This is a genomic window from Paraburkholderia sp. BL23I1N1, from assembly GCF_003610295.1.
Taxonomy (GTDB): domain Bacteria; phylum Pseudomonadota; class Gammaproteobacteria; order Burkholderiales; family Burkholderiaceae; genus Paraburkholderia.
In genome coordinates, this window is sequence record NZ_RAPV01000001.1 from 1,350,102 (window position 1) to 1,366,944 (window position 16,843).

The 16,843-nt window shown below is 62.7% G+C and carries 21 protein-coding genes; 2 read left to right on the forward strand and 19 right to left on the reverse strand.

The features are described 5' to 3' along the window. Positions 1-13 precede the first annotated feature (13 nt). Entirely contained in the window at positions 14-211 is a 198-nt protein-coding gene (iscX, locus tag B0G76_RS06290) for a Fe-S cluster assembly protein IscX (RefSeq protein WP_120290961.1), read from the forward strand. 127 nt (positions 212-338) lie between these two features. Here the strand turns inward: iscX and B0G76_RS06295 are convergent, their stop codons facing one another. The 11 genes from B0G76_RS06295 to B0G76_RS06345 all read right to left on the reverse strand — a co-directional run bounded on the left by B0G76_RS06295 (position 339) and on the right by B0G76_RS06345 (position 10,121). Next, a complete protein-coding gene (locus B0G76_RS06295; protein ID WP_120290963.1) occupies positions 339-1,052 on the reverse strand; it encodes a glycine zipper 2TM domain-containing protein in 714 nt (237 codons plus the stop codon). A 329-nt stretch (positions 1,053-1,381) separates the two neighbouring features. Further along, positions 1,382-2,908, reverse strand: coding sequence for a lysine--tRNA ligase (lysS, locus tag B0G76_RS06300; protein ID WP_120296237.1), 1,527 nt, complete (start codon positions 2,906-2,908; stop codon positions 1,382-1,384). 123 nt (positions 2,909-3,031) lie between these two features. Beyond that, positions 3,032-4,136 (reverse strand): peptide chain release factor 2 gene (gene prfB / locus B0G76_RS06305; protein ID WP_120290965.1). Its coding sequence is split into 2 segments (ribosomal slippage): positions 3,032-4,054 and positions 4,056-4,136, totalling 1,104 coding nucleotides; the frame shifts between segments, so codons are not numbered across the junction. A gap of 148 nt (positions 4,137-4,284) precedes the next feature. Then, positions 4,285-5,991: a single-stranded-DNA-specific exonuclease RecJ gene (recJ, locus tag B0G76_RS06310; protein WP_120290967.1), complete on the reverse strand. Its 1,707-nt coding sequence runs from the start codon at positions 5,989-5,991 to the stop codon at positions 4,285-4,287. Positions 5,992-6,007: 16 nt separating this feature from the next. Beyond that, the gene (locus B0G76_RS06315) at positions 6,008-7,180 is read right to left on the reverse strand and encodes a regulator (RefSeq protein WP_120290969.1); all 1,173 of its coding nucleotides are present in this window, start codon (positions 7,178-7,180) and stop codon (positions 6,008-6,010) included. Between the two features lie 117 nt (positions 7,181-7,297). Continuing rightward, positions 7,298-8,350, reverse strand: a complete 1,053-nt coding sequence (locus B0G76_RS06320) for a tyrosine-type recombinase/integrase (protein ID WP_120290971.1) — start codon at positions 8,348-8,350, stop codon at positions 7,298-7,300. Then, positions 8,351-8,572: a DUF4224 domain-containing protein gene (locus B0G76_RS06325; RefSeq protein ID WP_183082003.1), complete on the reverse strand. Its 222-nt coding sequence runs from the start codon at positions 8,570-8,572 to the stop codon at positions 8,351-8,353. A gap of 58 nt (positions 8,573-8,630) precedes the next feature. Further along, the gene (locus B0G76_RS06330; protein ID WP_220700739.1) at positions 8,631-9,206 is read right to left on the reverse strand and encodes a hypothetical protein; all 576 of its coding nucleotides are present in this window, start codon (positions 9,204-9,206) and stop codon (positions 8,631-8,633) included. After that, complete coding sequence (locus B0G76_RS06335; RefSeq protein ID WP_120290977.1) at positions 9,203-9,442, reverse strand: hypothetical protein; 240 nt, start codon at positions 9,440-9,442, stop codon at positions 9,203-9,205. The genes B0G76_RS06330 and B0G76_RS06335 overlap by 4 nt, the downstream gene beginning before the upstream one ends. Then, positions 9,439-9,651: a hypothetical protein gene (locus tag B0G76_RS06340; protein WP_120290979.1), complete on the reverse strand. Its 213-nt coding sequence runs from the start codon at positions 9,649-9,651 to the stop codon at positions 9,439-9,441. Before B0G76_RS06340 ends, B0G76_RS06335 begins: the two co-directional genes overlap by 4 nt. After that, positions 9,648-10,121, reverse strand: a complete 474-nt coding sequence (locus B0G76_RS06345) for an ASCH domain-containing protein (RefSeq protein WP_120290981.1) — start codon at positions 10,119-10,121, stop codon at positions 9,648-9,650. Before B0G76_RS06345 ends, B0G76_RS06340 begins: the two co-directional genes overlap by 4 nt. A gap of 35 nt (positions 10,122-10,156) precedes the next feature. Here B0G76_RS06345 and B0G76_RS42430 point away from each other — a divergent pair, with 35 nt between their 5' ends. Continuing rightward, the gene (locus B0G76_RS42430) at positions 10,157-10,408 is read left to right on the forward strand and encodes a hypothetical protein (RefSeq protein ID WP_147394010.1); all 252 of its coding nucleotides are present in this window, start codon (positions 10,157-10,159) and stop codon (positions 10,406-10,408) included. A 30-nt stretch (positions 10,409-10,438) separates the two neighbouring features. Here the strand turns inward: B0G76_RS42430 and B0G76_RS06350 are convergent, their stop codons facing one another. The 8 genes from B0G76_RS06350 to B0G76_RS06390 all read right to left on the reverse strand — a co-directional run bounded on the left by B0G76_RS06350 (position 10,439) and on the right by B0G76_RS06390 (position 16,837). Then, the gene (locus B0G76_RS06350) at positions 10,439-11,383 is read right to left on the reverse strand and encodes a phage Gp37/Gp68 family protein (protein ID WP_120290983.1); all 945 of its coding nucleotides are present in this window, start codon (positions 11,381-11,383) and stop codon (positions 10,439-10,441) included. After that, complete coding sequence (locus tag B0G76_RS06355; RefSeq protein ID WP_120290985.1) at positions 11,380-11,619, reverse strand: hypothetical protein; 240 nt, start codon at positions 11,617-11,619, stop codon at positions 11,380-11,382. Before B0G76_RS06355 ends, B0G76_RS06350 begins: the two co-directional genes overlap by 4 nt. A gap of 31 nt (positions 11,620-11,650) precedes the next feature. Next, positions 11,651-12,124, reverse strand: coding sequence for an SAM-dependent methyltransferase (locus tag B0G76_RS06360; protein ID WP_409076699.1), 474 nt, complete (start codon positions 12,122-12,124; stop codon positions 11,651-11,653). Further along, the gene (locus tag B0G76_RS06365; protein ID WP_147394011.1) at positions 12,121-13,326 is read right to left on the reverse strand and encodes a hypothetical protein; all 1,206 of its coding nucleotides are present in this window, start codon (positions 13,324-13,326) and stop codon (positions 12,121-12,123) included. Before B0G76_RS06365 ends, B0G76_RS06360 begins: the two co-directional genes overlap by 4 nt. Before the next feature lie 329 nt (positions 13,327-13,655). Then, the gene (locus B0G76_RS06370) at positions 13,656-13,898 is read right to left on the reverse strand and encodes a hypothetical protein (RefSeq protein WP_120290989.1); all 243 of its coding nucleotides are present in this window, start codon (positions 13,896-13,898) and stop codon (positions 13,656-13,658) included. After that, on the reverse strand, positions 13,895-14,500 hold the full coding sequence (locus B0G76_RS06375) for a hypothetical protein (RefSeq protein WP_147394012.1): 606 nt from the start codon (positions 14,498-14,500) through the stop codon (positions 13,895-13,897). Before B0G76_RS06375 ends, B0G76_RS06370 begins: the two co-directional genes overlap by 4 nt. A 271-nt stretch (positions 14,501-14,771) precedes the next feature. After that, entirely contained in the window at positions 14,772-15,077 is a 306-nt protein-coding gene (locus B0G76_RS06385; protein ID WP_183082004.1) for a hypothetical protein, read from the reverse strand. Continuing rightward, the gene (locus B0G76_RS06390; protein WP_183082005.1) at positions 15,074-16,837 is read right to left on the reverse strand and encodes a ParB/RepB/Spo0J family partition protein; all 1,764 of its coding nucleotides are present in this window, start codon (positions 16,835-16,837) and stop codon (positions 15,074-15,076) included. The genes B0G76_RS06385 and B0G76_RS06390 overlap by 4 nt, the downstream gene beginning before the upstream one ends. Positions 16,838-16,843: the final 6 nt, after the last annotated feature.

Genomic DNA, 16,843 nt, shown 5'->3' on the forward strand with positions numbered 1-16,843 from the left:
GGAGGATGCAGCCATGAAGTGGACCGATACGCAAGACATCGCGATGGCCCTGACTGACAAGCACCAGGGCGTCGATCCGCAGCAGGTGCGCTTCACTGATTTGCACCGCTGGGTGACCGAACTGGAGGGTTTCGACGACGACCCTAACCGGTCGAACGAAAAAATCCTTGAAGCGATTCAGGCTGCATGGATCGAAGACGCGGATTACTGAGCACCAGGCTGGATTTTCCGCCGGCGGCGGGGCGCGATTGATGCCGTTCCCGCTGCGGCAAAGAAAAAGGCGATTCCATTGGAATCGCCTTTTTTAATGCCTGAAGAGTCTTTCAGGCTACCAGCGGTCAGCTTGCTATCAGCGTGCCGTTTTCTACCCGCACGCGCTGGCCTTGCTGGAACGGCGGCGCGTCGTGGTACGTAAAGTAGCGCGTCTTGCCGTTTTCCATCCGCACCCGCACCGAATACGACGTCGTACTGCGGATGTGCTTTTCAACCGAGTTACCGGCGAGGCCACCACCGAGGGCACCGAGCACAGTCATCGCGGTGCGGCCGTTGCCGCTACCGAACTGGTTACCCACCACGCCGCCGGCCACTGCACCGCCGACCGCGCCGATACCCGTGCCGTGACCTTCCTGACGCACCGTCGAGATGCCGACCACCGTGCCGCAAGTCGGGCAGTAGGCCGGTTGCTGCGGCTGTTGCTGAGCGTACTGCGGTGCCGGCTGGGCCTGTTGCTGCTGGGCGTACTGTTGTTGCTGCGCCGGCGTCGGGACGGGTTGGGGCGCCGGTTGCTGGGGTGCCTGTTGTGCCGATTGTTGTGCCGCCGCCTGCTGGGCAGCCGAATTGGCCGGCGCCGCCGAATCGACCACGCCCGGTTGGGTAGTCACTTGCGCGGACTGGGTCTGATCCGTTTGCGCGCCGGTACTCGACGCCTTCGGGAACAGCCCCGTGATAGCGGCGGTCGCGGCGAGACTGGCGATGATCACTGCACCCGCAGCGGTAGCCACAAGCGGGTGAAGACGACGTTGTTGCGTGGGTTTGGTATCTGGATTATCCATATTGGCCTCCGTCTGGAGCAGAGTCGACTGTTATTGAGACTGAGTGTCGGGCAAATTGATCCCGGGAAAGTTTCATTTTGTAACCATTTCCGGGCAATCATCGCGGCTCTTTTGCATCAAAGCGCGCGAAGCGCGGCGGGGCGCCTGATTTTCTGCGGGTTCGCAGCAGGCCAGCAGAACGGCGGCCTGGCGGCGGATACGCACCTTTTACTGATGGTTACAAACTGTCAGGTTGAGTGTGTTGTTTTTCACGTACCGAAAAAAAAGCCCGGCATCGAGCCGGGCTTTTTTCTGTTGCGAGCCGTTGACGCGAGCGACGCGGCGGGCGATCAGTCTTCGCGGCGCAGATGCGGGAACAGAATCACGTCGCGAATGCTCGGGCTGTCGGTCAGCATCATCACCAGACGGTCGATGCCGATGCCGCAACCGCCGGCCGGCGGCATGCCGTATTCCAGCGCGCGGATGTAGTCGGCGTCGTAGAACATCGCTTCTTCGTCGCCGGCGTCTTTCTGGTCGACCTGCTTCTTGAAGCGGGCGGCCTGGTCTTCCGGATCGTTCAGCTCCGAGAAACCGTTGGCGATTTCGCGGCCCGTGATGAACAGCTCGAACCGCTCGGTGATGCCCGCAAACTTATCCGACGCGCGTGCCAAAGGCGACACTTCGATCGGGTAGTCGATGATGTAGGTCGGTTCCCACAGTTGCGACTCGGCGGTCTCTTCGAACAGCGCCAATTGCAGCGCGCCCACGCCGGCGTTCAGGAACTGCGGCTTCGACGCGTCCACGCCGAACTTCTTCAGTTCGGTGCGCAGGAATGCGTCGTCGGCGAGTTGTGCGTCCGTATATTGCGGCGCGTACTTCTGGATGGCCTGGCTAATCGTCAAGCGATGGAAAGGCTTGGCCAGATCCAGCTCGCGACCCTGGTAGCTGATCGTGGCGGTGCCGAGCGCGTCGATCGCCGCCTGGCGGATCAACTGTTCGGTGAAATCCATCAGCCACTTGTAATCGGTGTACGCCGCGTAGAACTCGATCATCGTGAATTCCGGATTGTGGCGTACCGACACGCCCTCGTTGCGGAAGTTACGGTTGATCTCGAACACGCGCTCGAAGCCACCGACCACGAGGCGCTTCAGATACAGTTCCGGCGCGATGCGCAGGAACATCTGCATATCGAGCGCGTTGTGGTGCGTTTTGAACGGTTTGGCCGCAGCGCCGCCCGGAATCGGGTGCAGCATCGGCGTTTCGACTTCCATGAAGTCGGCATCCGACATGAACTTGCGGATCGACGAAATCGCCTTGGTGCGCGCAACGAACGTCTTGCGCGTTTCCGGCGTGACGATCAGGTCGACATAGCGCTGGCGGTACTTCGTTTCCTGGTCCGCGAGACCATGGAACTTGTCCGGCAGCGGACGCAGCGACTTCGACAGCAAACGCAGTTCGGTACAGCGCACCGAGAGCTCGCCCTTGTTGGTGCGGAACAACACGCCGCGCGCCGCGACGATGTCACCCATGTCCCACTTCTTGAACGAGTCGTACGTTTCCTGGCCGACGTCGGCGGGCGTGATGAAAAACTGAATCTGACCCGAACCGTCGCGCACGGTCGCGAAGCTCGCCTTGCCCATCACGCGCTTGAGCATCATGCGGCCGGCAATCGCGACTTCGAGCGGATTGGCTTCGAGTGCTTCCTTGTCGGTCCCGGCGTATTGCGATTGCAGATCTTCGGCGTGATGCGTGGGGCGGAAATCGTTCGGATAGGCGACGCCTTGCTCGCGCAGTTCGCGCAGCTTTTCGCGGCGCTCGGCCATGATCTTGTTGTCGTCCCCCTCGGGCGCGGCATTAGGCTGGGTCGGTTCGGTCATGATGATTTGGTATTCGGTGGCCCGCATCGGGGTATCCCACATGCGGGTGGCCAGTCAGTGTAAAAACCTCAGGCAGTAAAAAGATGCGGCGCAGCGATGCGATGCATGCCGCGCCGGTTGCGCTTAGACGCCCTGTTTCAGGCTGGCGCTGATGAACGGATCGAGGTCGCCGTCGAGCACGCTCTTGGTATTGCTGATTTCGACGTTGGTGCGCAGATCCTTGATACGGCTGTTGTCCAGCACGTACGAGCGGATCTGATGACCCCAGCCCACATCGGTCTTGCCGGCTTCGAGCTTGTCCTGCTCTTCCTGACGCTTGCGGATTTCCGCTTCGTACAGGCGCGATTTCAGCATGGCCATGGCTTCGGCGCGGTTGCGGTGCTGCGAACGGTCGTTCTGGCACTGCACGACGATGCCCGACGGCATGTGCGTGATACGCACGGCCGAATCGGTCTTGTTGATGTGCTGACCGCCCGCACCGGACGCGCGGTACGTGTCGATGCGCAGATCGGCCGGGTTGATGTCCACTTCGATCGAATCGTCGATTTCCGGGTACACGAACACCGAAGAGAACGACGTATGACGGCCGCCCGACGAGTCGAACGGCGACTTGCGCACGAGGCGATGCACACCGGTTTCGGTGCGCAGAAAACCGTATGCGTATTCGCCTTCGATCTTGATCGTGGCGTTCTTGATGCCCGCGACGTCGCCGTCGGTCTGTTCCAGCACTTCGGTCTTGAAGCCCTTGCGCTCGCAGTAGCGCAGATACTGACGCAGCAGCATGGACGCCCAGTCGCACGCCTCGGTGCCGCCGGCGCCGGCCTGGATATCCAGGAAGGCGTTGTTCGGGTCGGCCGGGTTCGCGAACATGCGGCGGAATTCCATGTCGGCGACACGTTGTTCGATGCCTTGCGCGTCGGATTCGCAGGCGAGGAGGGTTTCCTCGTCGTCTTCTTCGCGGGCCATATCAAACAGGTCCTGCGCGTCGCGCAGGTCGTTATCGAGCGACGTGAGTTTGCCGACGACGTCGTCGAGCAGCTTCTTTTCCCGGCCGAGGGCCTGGGCGTGCTTCGAGTCGTTCCAGACGTCCGGGTCTTCGAGTTCCCGGTTGACTTCGATTAGACGCAGTGCTTTGTCGTCGTAGTCAAAGATACCCCCGTAGCGAGTCCGCGCGCGTGCGCAGGTCCGCCAGTGAGGCTTCGATCGCGTTGAGACGTTCCGCTTCCATGTCGATCTTTTATAGCTTCGTAAAAAGACGAAATTATAGCCGATCGGCGCCCCGCGCCGGAGGCTCTTGAGCGATCCGGCGCGGGTTTGGGGTTGATTTTGCGGTGATTTTTGGCGCTTTGCGCGCGCGTAGCAACCCGGCAGCCGCTTCAGCTCGCCGCGTGCTCGACGATCAATTGCACCCGCGACACGCCATTCCACGTGTCGCTGGCGAGCCGATAGGCGACGGTGGTGCGCGCCGGCAGCGTGTCGGTGTGATTGAACCAGATCGCATTGAAACGCTGGCGACCGCGCACGAGTTGCAGCTTCAGATGTTTGTCCTTCACCAACGCTTGCGACGCAATGTCGAATTCGCCGGAAAACACCGGCGCCGGGAAGCCCTGGCCCCATACGGCGGCGTCAAGCATTTCGACGAATTGCGGCGTGAAATAGGCGTCTTCGAGTTCACCGTCGGTTTCGACCGTGCGCGACAGCGCCTCTTCGGAGAGCCATTCGCGGCCCACCGCCTCGAACGCGGCCGTAAAGCGCGGCACGTCGGCGGCGGCGATCGTCAGGCCCGCGGCCATCGCGTGGCCGCCGAATTTGACGATCAGACCCGGCTCGCGCTTCGAAATCAGATCGAGCGCGTCACGCAGATGGAAGCCCGAGATCGAACGGCCCGAGCCTTTGACGAGCTGGCCGCTGTCGTCGGCGAGCGCGAACGTGAACGACGGCCGGTGGAATTTCTCTTTCAACCGTCCGGCGACGATGCCGATCACGCCCTGGTGCCAGCCCGGATTGAACAGGGTGATGGTGGTCGCGCCCTCGGGATCGATCGCCGAGAGGTCGTCGAGCGCCTGCTGCTGCATGCCGGCTTCGATTTCGCGTCGCTCGCGGTTCATGGTGTCGAGTTGCTGCGCGAGATCCCAGGCGCGGCCGATGTCGTCGGTGGTCAGGCACTCGATTCCGAGCGACATGTCCGACAGGCGGCCGGCCGCATTCAGGCGCGGGCCGAGCGCGAAACCGAGGTCGAAACCCGACGCGCTGCGGGCGTCGCGCGCGGCGGCGCGAAAGAGGGCGGCGATGCCCGGTTGCATCTTGCCTTTGCGAATCCGCTGCAGACCTTGCGCGACCAGCACGCGGTTATTGCCGTCGAGCTTGACCACGTCGGCGACCGTGCCGAGCGCGACCAGGTCGAGCAGACCGTCCAGACGCGGCTCGGGGAATTGATCGTTGAAGGCGCCGCGGCGGCGCAATTCCGCGCGCAATGCCAGCAGCACATAAAACATCACGCCGACGCCCGCGATGCACTTGCTCGGGAACGTGCAGCCCGGCTGGTTGGGATTGACGATCGCGCGTGCGGCCGGCAGTTCGTCGCCGGGAAGGTGGTGATCGGTCACCAGCACGTCGATGCCGAGCGCATTGGCCGCTTCCACGCCGTCCACGCTGGCGATGCCGTTATCCACCGTAATCAATAGTTCCGGCTTGCCCGATGCACTGCGGGCGGCCAGCGCGACGATCTCGGGCGTCAGGCCGTAACCGTACTCAAAGCGGTTCGGCACCAGATACTCGATCTGGCCGCCGAACATGCGCAGCCCGCGCACCGCGACCGCGCAGGCGGTGGCGCCGTCGCAGTCGTAGTCGGCGACCACCAGCATGCGGCGTTTGCCCTGAATCGCATCGGCGAGCAGCGCCGCCGCGTCTTCGCAGCCCTTGAGCGCGGCAGGCGGCACGAGCCGCGCGAGGCCGGTTTCGATTTCATCGGGCATGCACACGCCGCGCGCGGCATACAGGCGCGCGAGTACCGGATGCAGGCCGTGGCGGGTGAGGATTTCGGCGTCGACAGGTGAAGCAGCGCGCGTAACGATTCGAGTCATTCGGAAAGGCCGTGGATCATTCGATGAATAGCGAGGCGAACACACGCCGCCGCCAGAATTTGCGCAGGTCGCCGCGCGTGACCGTGAGCGTCACCGAGCCGGTGTCGCCGCATAGCGTCAGGGCGAGTTCGCTTAATTGGCCGGATTGCAGTGCTGCCAGCGCCGGTTCGAACCAGTCGGTTTGCAACGCGGCGAACGCGTCGTTCCAGCGCGCCCAGTCCTGCTCGATGTAGGGTGCGGAGAAGGGATCGAGTTCGACCAGCGTGACGCCGTTGGCATTAACGTATGCGTTTACGGATGCGCCGCCAGACGTGCGGCCCGCGGCGTTGCCTGATGCACCGCCCGCGGCGCTAACTGCAGCCAGCGCCGTCAGCGCCGCGAACGACGCCGGCGCTGCGCCCGTCTCGACACCGGCGCTCAAGGCGAGCCCGCGCGTGGCCGCCGCGTCGGACAACACCCGCGCGAACGGGCTCCTGACCGGTTGTGCCGCTCCCTGCGCGTGAAACCATATCGAGTTGACGGTGGGCAGGCCACGCGCCTCGCGCGCTTCATTGACGGGATGCTCGAACCACGCCATCTGCACTTCGTTCTGCAGCTTCATCCAGGCGCGCGAACGGTCGCCGGAATGCGCCTCGTGCGGCAGCCAGATTTCGATGTTGCGGCCGCTCGCGCGCAACGGCGACGCCCCTGCCAGCGTGCCGAAGCCGTCGCCCGACAGGTACCAGCGCGCGGGCTTCGGCGCTTCGATACGCACGCCGAGTTCCTCGATCAACGGCCGGGCGACCGCCAGCAGCACGCTGGCTTCCTCGTCGGACAGGTCGAGTGAGGCCGGATCGATCAGCACGAGGTGGTCGTGCGCGATCCGCACGTGGACCGGTTGCACGCAGGCCCACGTGGCGCTGCCGGGTTCGCCGCCATCGGCACGCAGCATGTACGGGGCAAGCGGCGCCTCGTCGGCGGCCGCCGCGCCGCCTGGCAGCGCGCCGAACTGGCGCGCCACCCAGCGCTCGTGCGGCAGCGTGCGCTGGAAATCTTCGCCTATCACCCGTTCGACCAGCGTCGCGCGGGCGATCAGCCGGTCGAGGGCTGGACTCTGGATGTCGTGCAGGGCGGTGGAGGCATCCGCTGCGGCGGGCAGCGCGAAGGGCAGGAGAAGATGAAGACGGTTGGCGTGCATGATGCTGCGCATTGTAGGGCAAACAATCTGGTCTTTCCGGCAATTGCCGCTTTTCCTTTCTGGCTCTGGCGGCGCGCGATGCGCATTTCGCGAACTGTACCTTTAAACGGCTGCTGTACCTTTGCGCGGCTATCGAAGTGGTTTCACCCGCTCCGGTTTGCGGCGGTAAATGCGCTCTGTTACTCGACCGTCAGCATGGGCGAGAAGGGCCCGCGCATGCTCGAGCGTCGCCGCATCGCTGGCGCATTTCGCCCGTAGATCGTGCTCGTTGAACCGTTCCGTAAGCTTCGTCACCTCTAGCGCCTTGTTCAGGAAGTTCGTCCACATTCCCTGCCAGCCGGCGGCGCGGCCGCTCACTTCGTCGAAGTAGCAATCGCCCCGGAACGTGCAAAACAGCCAGGGTGCGATCTGCACCGGCCTCGCCGCTTTCGCCATCTCTACTGCCTCGCGCAACTCCTCCGACCACTCGATGATCAGGCGCTTGCCCGTCGAGTTTTCCGTCTTGCCCGGCGTCACATGGATGCCGTCCTCCTTCAGATTCGATTCCCTGATTCTCAGCAGATCGCCTTTGCGCAATCCGGTCAGCAGCTTGATGCGGATGTAGGCCTGGACGGCGAGCACGCTGCCTTTCTTCCGCCGCGACGGGAGAGACAGGCACTCAATAATTTCCCAATCCTCGATGTATCGATCGCGTGGCTTCTCGCCGTCGAGGCGGATCTCACCCTTGAACGGATGCCGGTCGAGGTAGCCCCACTCGACTGCCTTCGTGTATGCGTGAGAGAGCACCGCGACTTCACGCCGGGCCGCAATTTTGGCGGCTCGCTTATCGATGTATTGGTAAATGTGCCGCGGCTTCAGATCATTGAGGGCCATCGCACCGAGCACCGCACGGAGCCGCTTGATCGCGACAGCGTTACCCGCCTGGGTGGTTGGCTTCTTCGTCGGCACGACCTGCAGCAGATAGCGGTCGAGCAGATCCGCAATGGTCTTCGCGTCATCGATGGTCGCCAGCCGATCAGCCCAGACCTTGTAGGCCTCGGGCAGCGTCTTGCCGAGGCGAAACAGCTGCTTGCCGTCCCACGCCGGTTCCAGCCCCTTAGGCACCTGGAAGTAATACGCCCCGTGCGAATGTCGCCACCGGCTCGGAAGCCCTTTGTTTTCTTTTTTTCTGGGCTTCGGCATTTACGCAGCGCTCCAGTCTGGTTCCGTCACCGCAGCTCGCCCATGCTCGGCGGAGACTCCGAATTGCTGTTCAACGTGGCGCCGAAGGACGATGACGCGGCCGTCCGGACGGATCTTGTGATCGACCGCGAGCGAACGGAGTACTTCCGCCTGGCACGCGCGGTGCCGGCGGCCAGTGAGTTCCACGAGCTCGTCGTTCGAAAGAAACATTGAGTCGGACATATTCACTCTCCAAACCAATATCTGCGCGTGACGTCGATCACGCGTTGTGCTGCCTCGGTCATCCGTTGAGTTCCTTCTCAGCTGCAGCAAGTGCAGCGTTCAATTCAGTCATTGCCTCATGCGAGCCGCCCTTATCAGGGTGAGCCTCTGATGCACGTCGGCGATAGGCTATGCGCACGTCTGGCATGTTCCGGACATCGGCCGCCACGCCGATGATGTCTCGCCAGTTGCGTGCGGCCGCCGGCGCCGGCAGTGACCGGAAGCCAGCGAACGTCGCGCGAACGAGCGCAAGCGTGCCGTGCCTCAACTCGACACGGCGCGCCTCGAGCACGTGATGAATCGCCTGCAGATTCGCCGCCGGCGTCTCGTAACGGTCGACGGGGATGCAGTATTGCTTGCCTTCCCACATGAACCAGACAGCAACGCCCGGATCCCCTGGGCGGTCCGCACCCAAGGGCACATTGGACGACAGGACGATGCCGGTGACGGGCTTGCCGCTGTCTCTGCCGAAGAGTCGCAGTGAGTCCTGCACGTTCTTCAGCGCGCCGGCGAGCGTCGTTTTGAATGCGCCTTTCTCGCGACGGCCGGCGCGCGGCATCGATTCCGGCCATGAAAGGGGATATGCGGTAGTCAAAGCCTAACTCCCGCATAGTCGGTTTGCACAGTCACGTCGGTGGAGTGATGGCGCTGCAAAACGATCCGGACTCCATGGCCGATATCGAGTGCGTGCCCACGCTCGTTTGCCTTGTTCAGCGCGGCACCGTGTATCGACATGCCGAGCTCGGCCAGGATTTCGGCGAAGATTTCAGGGTGCTTCTGCAGATGACCAAGATGGTCGTGATTGATCTCGAGGATGGTTCGCGTGCTCATTCCGTGTATTCCTTCAGATCTTCGAGTGCCTGGATCATCGCTACGATGTCGCCACTAGCGGCGGCGCGCGTGGCGCGATCAAGCGAGGCGCGGATCAACATGGCACCGAACGCGCCGGCGGGACCGATCTCGACGTAATGACCGAGAATTGTCGTGACGCGCGCGATCTCGTCGGGCAGCGCATCGCCGAGGGTTTTGATTTCGCTCATACAATGGCTCCGAGGTCATGCATCTGGCGCAACTGCGTCGCGACGTCGACCGGCACGTCGAAGAACTGCAGGGCGCCCTTGCACGCGATGAACGGCACCGGCTTCGAGTCGGCGAGGTGAAAACCGTATTGGCCATCGGCATGCCATTTCGATACGCGGTCGACGGGATGAATGCATGCATCGATTGTCGCGACGCCGATGATGCCGCCGCGCTCGAGCTGCTCGAACGGAGGCAGTTCGACCGTTGGGCCGCCGGACGCCCAGAGCGGATCTTGCGCATCGTCGTATTCGGCGCGCGTCATACCTTTCGAGGCATGAACGAGAAAGCGGCCGCGGAATCTCGTCGGCCAGGTACGGTTCTCGATGTCCTTTAGCTCGCCGGCGGCGATCGCCGCAGTGCGCGCCGCGCCGACGAGGTCAGGGCGCACGATGAGCCACGCCCACGGCTGGCGGACGGAGAGTGCCTTCATGCTACGATCCCTCCACCTTTTATGCGGAGGCAACCATGGCCGATCCGAATGTTCAGGAAGTCGTAAGCGGCGTGCTGATCGTCGTCACGTTGATCCAAAACAAAAGCGAGGCGTCGATTGTGATGAAATTTAAAGAAAAAGTCGGCCACCCGCGTCACGTCAGCATCGAGCACTACCTCAAAGCCGGCATGTCTGAAAAAAAATGCCTTGGAAGAGGTCCTCAACACGGCGAAGAGCGTTGTTCAGAGCGCGGCCGACGCGGGTGTCATACCCAGCTAAGCCCTTAACTGTGTCGCCGAAGACAATTGGAATTTCCGTCATGCTGCGCCTCGCGGGAATTCGTCGTGCGTGCGGCCGTCAAGCTGGCGACCGGCGGCTTTCTTGCCGATGCGCTGCATCCATGTACCGTCGTCGAACCGATGGAACAGCGGCCCGCTAGCGGTAATTACCTCCGGCGCCGGCGCCCACTCTCCCCATTGTTTGAAAAGAAAGCTAACGCCTCCCGACTTACATTGATCGCGCAGCGTGCGCGCCCAGTCTGGATGCATCGGTCGCGCTATCTGGCCGCTCTCGCCACCGCAGATGACCCAGTGCAGGCCAGACGCGCGCTCGCACGCGCAGTCGGTCCAATATCCGCCGTCATCGCTCATTTGCACGATGCCCATCCCTTTACATTGCCTGCAGACTCGTTTCACTGCGGCTTGCACGTCGACGGTATCGAGCATGGGCTCGATACTGAGAAAGCGGATACGCGCAGGCACGTCGAGCAGCTTCGGGATGTCGCGATCGGCTTCATCTTGGTTCACGACCGTCGCGCCCAGCCACACGTTGTCGCGCCCCGCGAGCCAGTCGTGCGCCCGCGCACGCGCGACCATATCGAAGACGTTGCCGATCCGCTTCGTGAGAAGCAACCAGTTGAGGTTCGGCGTTAGCTCGATCAGGTCGAACAGATCGCGGCGCCATACCGGATCGACAGCGTTGTCGAACACATCGGCGAGCGACGCGCAGAAGACGCGTTGGCGCCGGCCGTGCGCTTCGAAGAACTCTCGATGCACCGCGTTCCACGCGAGTGGCTTACGCCAATTCGCCGGCGATGTGCGACGCCGCGGCGCGCCCGGACCCCAGTTGACCGCGACACCGCCGCCGAAGCGTGCATTGCGCGCCTCGGCATAGCAATGGTCGCAGCCCGGTCCGACCTTCTGGCAGCCTTCCCACGGATTGAACGTGTGGTCGGTCCATTCGATTTTGCTGTTCTTGCTCATGCCGCGTGCACCTCGCAATAGGACGGATGGCCACCGCCGCCGCAAGTGCAGTAAGGGCGCGCGGGGTGCGGCGCGATGGCGATCGCGATGCCAGTCATATCGATCGCGGCAGATCCATCAGCGCATTGCACGAACAGATGGCCGTAGCCGGCGGCGCGGAGCTTGCGTTCGATTTCACGGTAGGTGCACTCTGTCAGCTCGAGCGTGGCCAACGTATGTGTGACGGCGCGGTTCACGAGCGCTCCTGGGTTTCGGTGCTGTCGATTTTCATAAAGCAGATCCAGTGCGTGCGCGCTTGCCCGACTTATGCCCGAACAGCGCTGTGCGGTCCGTGAGCGCCAGAATCTCACCGACCTTGATCTGCGTCTCGTTCCATTTGAAAATCAACACGCCGTGGTCTTCGAGCACGCGAAAGCACTCCGAGAATCCCCGTCGAATGTCCTCTCGCCAGTCAGGCCCGAGCTTTCCGTATTTCGCAGCAAGCCAGCTCCGTGGCCCGGCACGCACTAGATGCGGTGGATCGAACACGACAAGCTTGAACGAACCATCCGGATGCGGCAGCGCACGGAAGTCCATCAATGTGTCGGGCTCAATGGTCAGCGCGCGCGTGCCATCCTGAACGTGAGAGCGGTCGGTGACGACGATCGATTCAGAACGCACGTCGCCGAACACCGCGTGCGGGTTTACGGGATCGAACCAGAACATTCGACTGCCGCAGCACGGGTCGAGGATGGTCTTCACGTTGCCTCCCCAGTCTTAACCGCCGCGGCCGCGATCGCCGCCGCGAGTGCGCGTTCGCCATCCGTGGTGACTTTGAAGTGATCGCACTCGAGTAAGCCGCGCTGCGCCCAATCCATCAGGGTTTCGTACTCGGTCGCCGTCTCGCCGCTATCCTCGAAATCTTGGGTCGTTTGCGAAAACTCATCGATCTCATCGGCACGCAACGTCGCGCCGGTATCGGCTGCGACTGGCCGGGCGGTTTCATTCAGCGCGAGAAAGTCTTCAACGTCGCGCTCGACGGCCGCGGGTTGCCGCGACTCACCGGTATGGACTTGTCGCACACGCCTAAGCAGTCCAATGGCTTCGCGTGCGAGCGCATCGCTGGCGCGCGGAACAGGTTCGGTGCCTTCAGCCGCTCCGAAAACACGTGCCGCTTCAAGTGCACCGATAATCCTTGCGCCTTCGACAACCAGGCGGTCACAGATACGACTTTCGACATCGATTGGGCTACTCGTACAGCGGCGCACAATCTCGATTGCTTCGATCAACGCATGATCGCGTTCGCTGGCCTGCGCGGCTGTCAGCGTCACCGTGGCGGCCGTGGATGCGGCGCAGGTGGCGAGCCAATCCTCGATTACCTGCGCGCGACGTCTGTAATCCGCTGAACGCTGCTCGCCTTCTTCATCATCACGCGTACCACAAGCCGCTCCGCGCCATCCACCGATCGCATGCGTCAGCGCATGCCTGACTTCTTCGGGGATCGCCGCCCGCTCGTCTGTCGGCGCTACTGGCGCGGCTTGCGACGCATAGCCGTTGCAAAGCAAGTTGACGATATGCCAGAAGCGCATCGCAGTCTGATCGTTGCGCTCATCCTTCAAAGAACGCGCATATTCCTTGACCATTCGGATTGCATCCTCCCTTGCTATCGGGCCTTGGGCGGCCATCGGAGCGTTGGATTGCTCGTCTGTCGGCGCTACTGGCGCGGGAGTGGTGAGCAAAAGATTCAAATGTGCGGCGATGTAGCGATCGCCGGGCCATGCTCTGCTTTCGAGCATGCTGATGTTGGTCCGAATTTCCTCAATGTGCTCGTCGCTCAGCGCCACCGGCACACCTTTACTCGCGCTCTGGTCTGCACTGGTGGCAAGAGCGCGGGGAGCGGCGAACAGATCGCGCAGGAAGTCGTTCAAGCCGCTTTCGTTGAGGCACCAGCCTTCGTCGGGCACCGGGCCGCCGTGCTTGTTGAACAGGCGCATCACGGTCTCTTTGCTTGGCACAGTCGCGGCTTCGCGAGTGAGAGGGGCGGCGTAGAACACCGGTCTGTACGATTTCGCGAACGGCTGCTTGTCCCAGCCGCCGAACACCAGCACGTCTGCTTTCTCGTCGACCCATGCCACCCGCTCTGCACTGGTAGCAGCGAGAGCAGCTTCGAGCACTTCGCCGATCGCTTTCAGCCGCTCGACATTCTTCTCCGTATACATATGCTCAAGTGCGCGTGCCGCGTTCGCATGGCGCTCGATCAGTCGCTTCGCATCAGACGGTTGGGGATGGTCGGTCATTGCACGGCTCCAGGTGGTTCATGGGCGCAGCCTTCTTCAGCCGCGATGAACTCCTTCATCGCGACAACCATGTCCGCGCGATTCGCGTTGCTGATGTAATTCATGTAACCGCCGGTGATCACTTCGAAGTCGAACACCATCAGCGTGAATCCGTAGCCGGAGAAAGCGCGGTCGAGCAGCTCGGCGACTTCGTTCATCACCTTCGAGTGCTGCGACTGGATGGGGCCATGGCCGCTCATTTCGAGGCATCCGGAAGCTTTGCTCGAGCTGCGGCGAGGTCGGCATCAGCGTGGTCGGCCCACTCAGCGCCGTGCGCGAGCACGTGCTTGATTAGCCAATGGAGGCAATAGGCCTGCTCGTCTTCGGCGCGCGTCTTGATATCGGCGCCGACGGCCCGGAACAGATGCGCATAGCGCGCGAGCTGAAAGCACATCATGCCGAGCACGTGGTGCAGCTCGGGCGTCATCTCTGCCGGGTAGGCTAGCGACATCAGGTCGGCCGGCTTCCGTGCGAGCGCCTTGACGATTCTCGGATGAAACGCGAGATAGTCGAGATCCGGGTCGATCATGTCACTGCTCATGATCATGCTGAAGCCCCAGATCACGCGGAACATCCCGCCGGGCGCCGCGTCGAGACAACCCTTCACCCGGTCATAGAACGCACGCAGGTGCTCGGAATCGTCGGCATCGAAGAACGTCGGTTCGTCTGGATCTTCTGCGTTGGGCGTCGACGGGTAATAGCCCTTGTCGATATCGCCGAGGATGCTCGCAAGCTCTATGGCCGCGTCGACGTCCTGTTTCGACGCCTTCGCCATCTTCATCTGGGTTTTGGTGTTCATCATTCGTTCTCGAAAAAGTCGCTCTGTCTCTTGTCGCTGCTCGACTCCGGCAGATGCGTCGGGCAGAAGTGGGTGTCGGCGCCGACCTGATGCGCATGCACCGCGCACAGATGCCGATCACATGTTTTTGAAGCACGCACCTGGTAATCGCACTGGAAACCGCTCGGCTCCTTGCAGCCGGGAACCGAGCAGCGCGGCGTTCGCTCGCGGCCGCGCGTGCAGACGATTCCTGAGACGCCGCCGGGCGAGCGAAAAGGCGTGCAGGGCATGATTGCTAACCGACGATCGCCGCAACAGCGGCGGCTTCTTGCGCGAGATTCGTGTAATGCCGTTGCGCGATCGCGCGCGCGGCATCGCGCATGAGCTGCGCGTCGGTGTCATCGATCTGCAGGGCGGCGCGGTTCTTCAGACGTTCCGCGAGTCGCCCGAGGTCGGATTCCTCGGGCGTCCAGTAAGCATCGGCGAAGCGGTGGAGGGAGGCGAGTGATCCCGTGACGCTCTGGTATTGCTGGCGGCCGATCTGGCCGTCCAGCAACACCGTCATACCGGCGGCGCGCGCAATCTCGACGATATCGGTCACGGGCGCCGCCCTGAATCCGTCGGGAACGGCCATGCTACTTTGGCCTCGTCGCTATTGAACAGATCGGCAGGCGAAGCCCTCTTCGTCGACTTCTTCGCGGCGATCGGTTTCTTCGGCGCTTGTGCCTTCTTTGCTGCGGGGGGCTTCTTGGCGGGCGCAGCCTTTTTGCCTGCTGCCTTTGCTGGCGGCTTGGGCGCGTTGGCGGGCATCTTCTTCGCGGGTATCGGTGTCGGCCGCTTCGGCTTCATGTCGCCTTCGACATGTTTGCGCACGAGGCCCGGGTCGATGCCACGCACGCGCGCGGTTGCTTCGAGCAGCTCGGGCTTGGCGCTCGAATAGTTCTCGGCGACCGATTCGCCGATTAGCGCGATATCCATCACCAGGCGCCCGAGCGCTTCCGAATCGTTCTTCTCGAACTCGTCGACCTTTTTCGCAAAGTCGGCTTCGCTTATCGCCTTCGAGCCCCAGTCGTAAAGCTTCGAGAGACGGCGCTGGTTCTCATTCCAGAGACGCCGATAGAAGGTGACAGCGACGATCTTCAGATCGAAATCGTCAAGGCCTGTCCCGCTGTGCTTTTCGCGAACCCGACGGAATAGCTCGCCGCGGTATGCATCGGCCGCTTTTTTCTTGGCGTTCTCCGCCGACTGGGACGGATTAGACGAGCCGGCGCTGCGCGCCTGGATGCCCTTGTCGGCGAGTGCTTTCTTCAGATCCGACTTGTGCATGACGTCGACCAGCTGCCCGTCGTACGGTGTCTCGAGCAGGGCGGCCGTCTTGACGCCTTTCGCGCCGAGGATCTGGCGGAAGGTACGCGATTTCGCGTCGTCATGGCAGCGATCATCGAGCTTCACATAGCCGCCCTGCATTGCGCTGTACTGGGTCGGGAGCACGCTTTTCGCTTCCTTTCCGCTGATGACCTTGCGGCCCGCAGCCTCGGCGTCGGCGCGTTTCTGCGCGGCCGCGGCGGCGCGCTTGGTCTCGTAGCAGGCCGGATCCGTGCAGGTATCTTTGCTCTTCACGTCTCCGAAGAGGTCGGACTGATTGCCGGTGCGCTTCGGGCACGGACCGCACGCGCCGGCCGCCGGCACCAACTCGGCATCCGACGGCTTGAATGGGGCTTGGTCGAGCCGCAGCATGTACGTGCGCTCGATATGCGCAAATGCGGCCTTCGCCGACCGCGGTTCGCCGTCGATCCACGGCGCCACGATCTCTTTGGCAGCCTTCTCCTGCAGCTCTGCAGGCATCCGAGCGATAAGCGACGCGGTCGCGACCGTCAGCTTGCCATCGAAGAACAGCTTGCGCGTGGACGCGTTGAGCACGCACAGCTTCAGGCGCTGCGCGACATACGTCTTCGTCTGGCTGACCTCGTCGGCAATTTGCTCGAGCGTGTGGCCGCGATCGGACAGGACCTTATAGCCGTCGGCTTCTTCGAGCGGATGCAGATCCTTGCGCTGCAGGTTCTCGACGATCTGGATATGGAGCACCTCGTCGTCCGAGAGATCCCGCACGAGCACCGGAACGTCGCTCAGGCCGGCAGCGGTGGCGGCGCGGTGACGACGTTCGCCGGCGACGAGCTCGAACAGGCCGGGCTCATTGGGCCACGGGCGCACGAGCATCGGCTGCAGGACACCGTGCTTGCTAACGCTCGCTACCATCTCGGCCTGATCGGCATCGGAGAAGCGCTTGCGCGGATTGGTCGGCGACGGCTGGATCGAACAGAGCGGCATAAACTCGACGGAAGCCTCTTGTGTGGTCTGCACGGACAT

Bases quoted from the DNA above. Each gene is read 5' to 3' on its own strand.
- B0G76_RS06345 (WP_120290981.1), bottom strand. From the start codon at position 10,121: ATGAAGGCACTCTCCGTCCGCCAGCCGTGGGCGTGGCTCATCGTGCGC.
- B0G76_RS06335 (WP_120290977.1), bottom strand. From the start codon at position 9,442: ATGAGCACGCGAACCATCCTCGAGATCAATCACGACCATCTTGGTCAT.
- iscX (WP_120290961.1), top strand. From the start codon at position 14: ATGAAGTGGACCGATACGCAAGACATCGCGATGGCCCTGACTGACAAG.
- B0G76_RS06340 (WP_120290979.1), bottom strand. From the start codon at position 9,651: ATGAGCGAAATCAAAACCCTCGGCGATGCGCTGCCCGACGAGATCGCG.
- B0G76_RS06315 (WP_120290969.1), bottom strand. From the start codon at position 7,180: ATGCGCAGCATCATGCACGCCAACCGTCTTCATCTTCTCCTGCCCTTC.
- recJ (WP_120290967.1), bottom strand. From the start codon at position 5,991: ATGACTCGAATCGTTACGCGCGCTGCTTCACCTGTCGACGCCGAAATC.
- B0G76_RS42430 (WP_147394010.1), top strand. From the start codon at position 10,157: ATGGCCGATCCGAATGTTCAGGAAGTCGTAAGCGGCGTGCTGATCGTC.
- B0G76_RS06320 (WP_120290971.1), bottom strand. From the start codon at position 8,350: ATGCCGAAGCCCAGAAAAAAAGAAAACAAAGGGCTTCCGAGCCGGTGG.
- B0G76_RS06370 (WP_120290989.1), bottom strand. From the start codon at position 13,898: ATGAGCGGCCATGGCCCCATCCAGTCGCAGCACTCGAAGGTGATGAAC.
- lysS (WP_120296237.1), bottom strand. From the start codon at position 2,908: ATGACCGAACCGACCCAGCCTAATGCCGCGCCCGAGGGGGACGACAAC.
- B0G76_RS06325 (WP_183082003.1), bottom strand. From the start codon at position 8,572: ATGTCCGACTCAATGTTTCTTTCGAACGACGAGCTCGTGGAACTCACT.
- B0G76_RS06295 (WP_120290963.1), bottom strand. From the start codon at position 1,052: ATGGATAATCCAGATACCAAACCCACGCAACAACGTCGTCTTCACCCG.
- B0G76_RS06350 (WP_120290983.1), bottom strand. From the start codon at position 11,383: ATGAGCAAGAACAGCAAAATCGAATGGACCGACCACACGTTCAATCCG.
- B0G76_RS06375 (WP_147394012.1), bottom strand. From the start codon at position 14,500: ATGATGAACACCAAAACCCAGATGAAGATGGCGAAGGCGTCGAAACAG.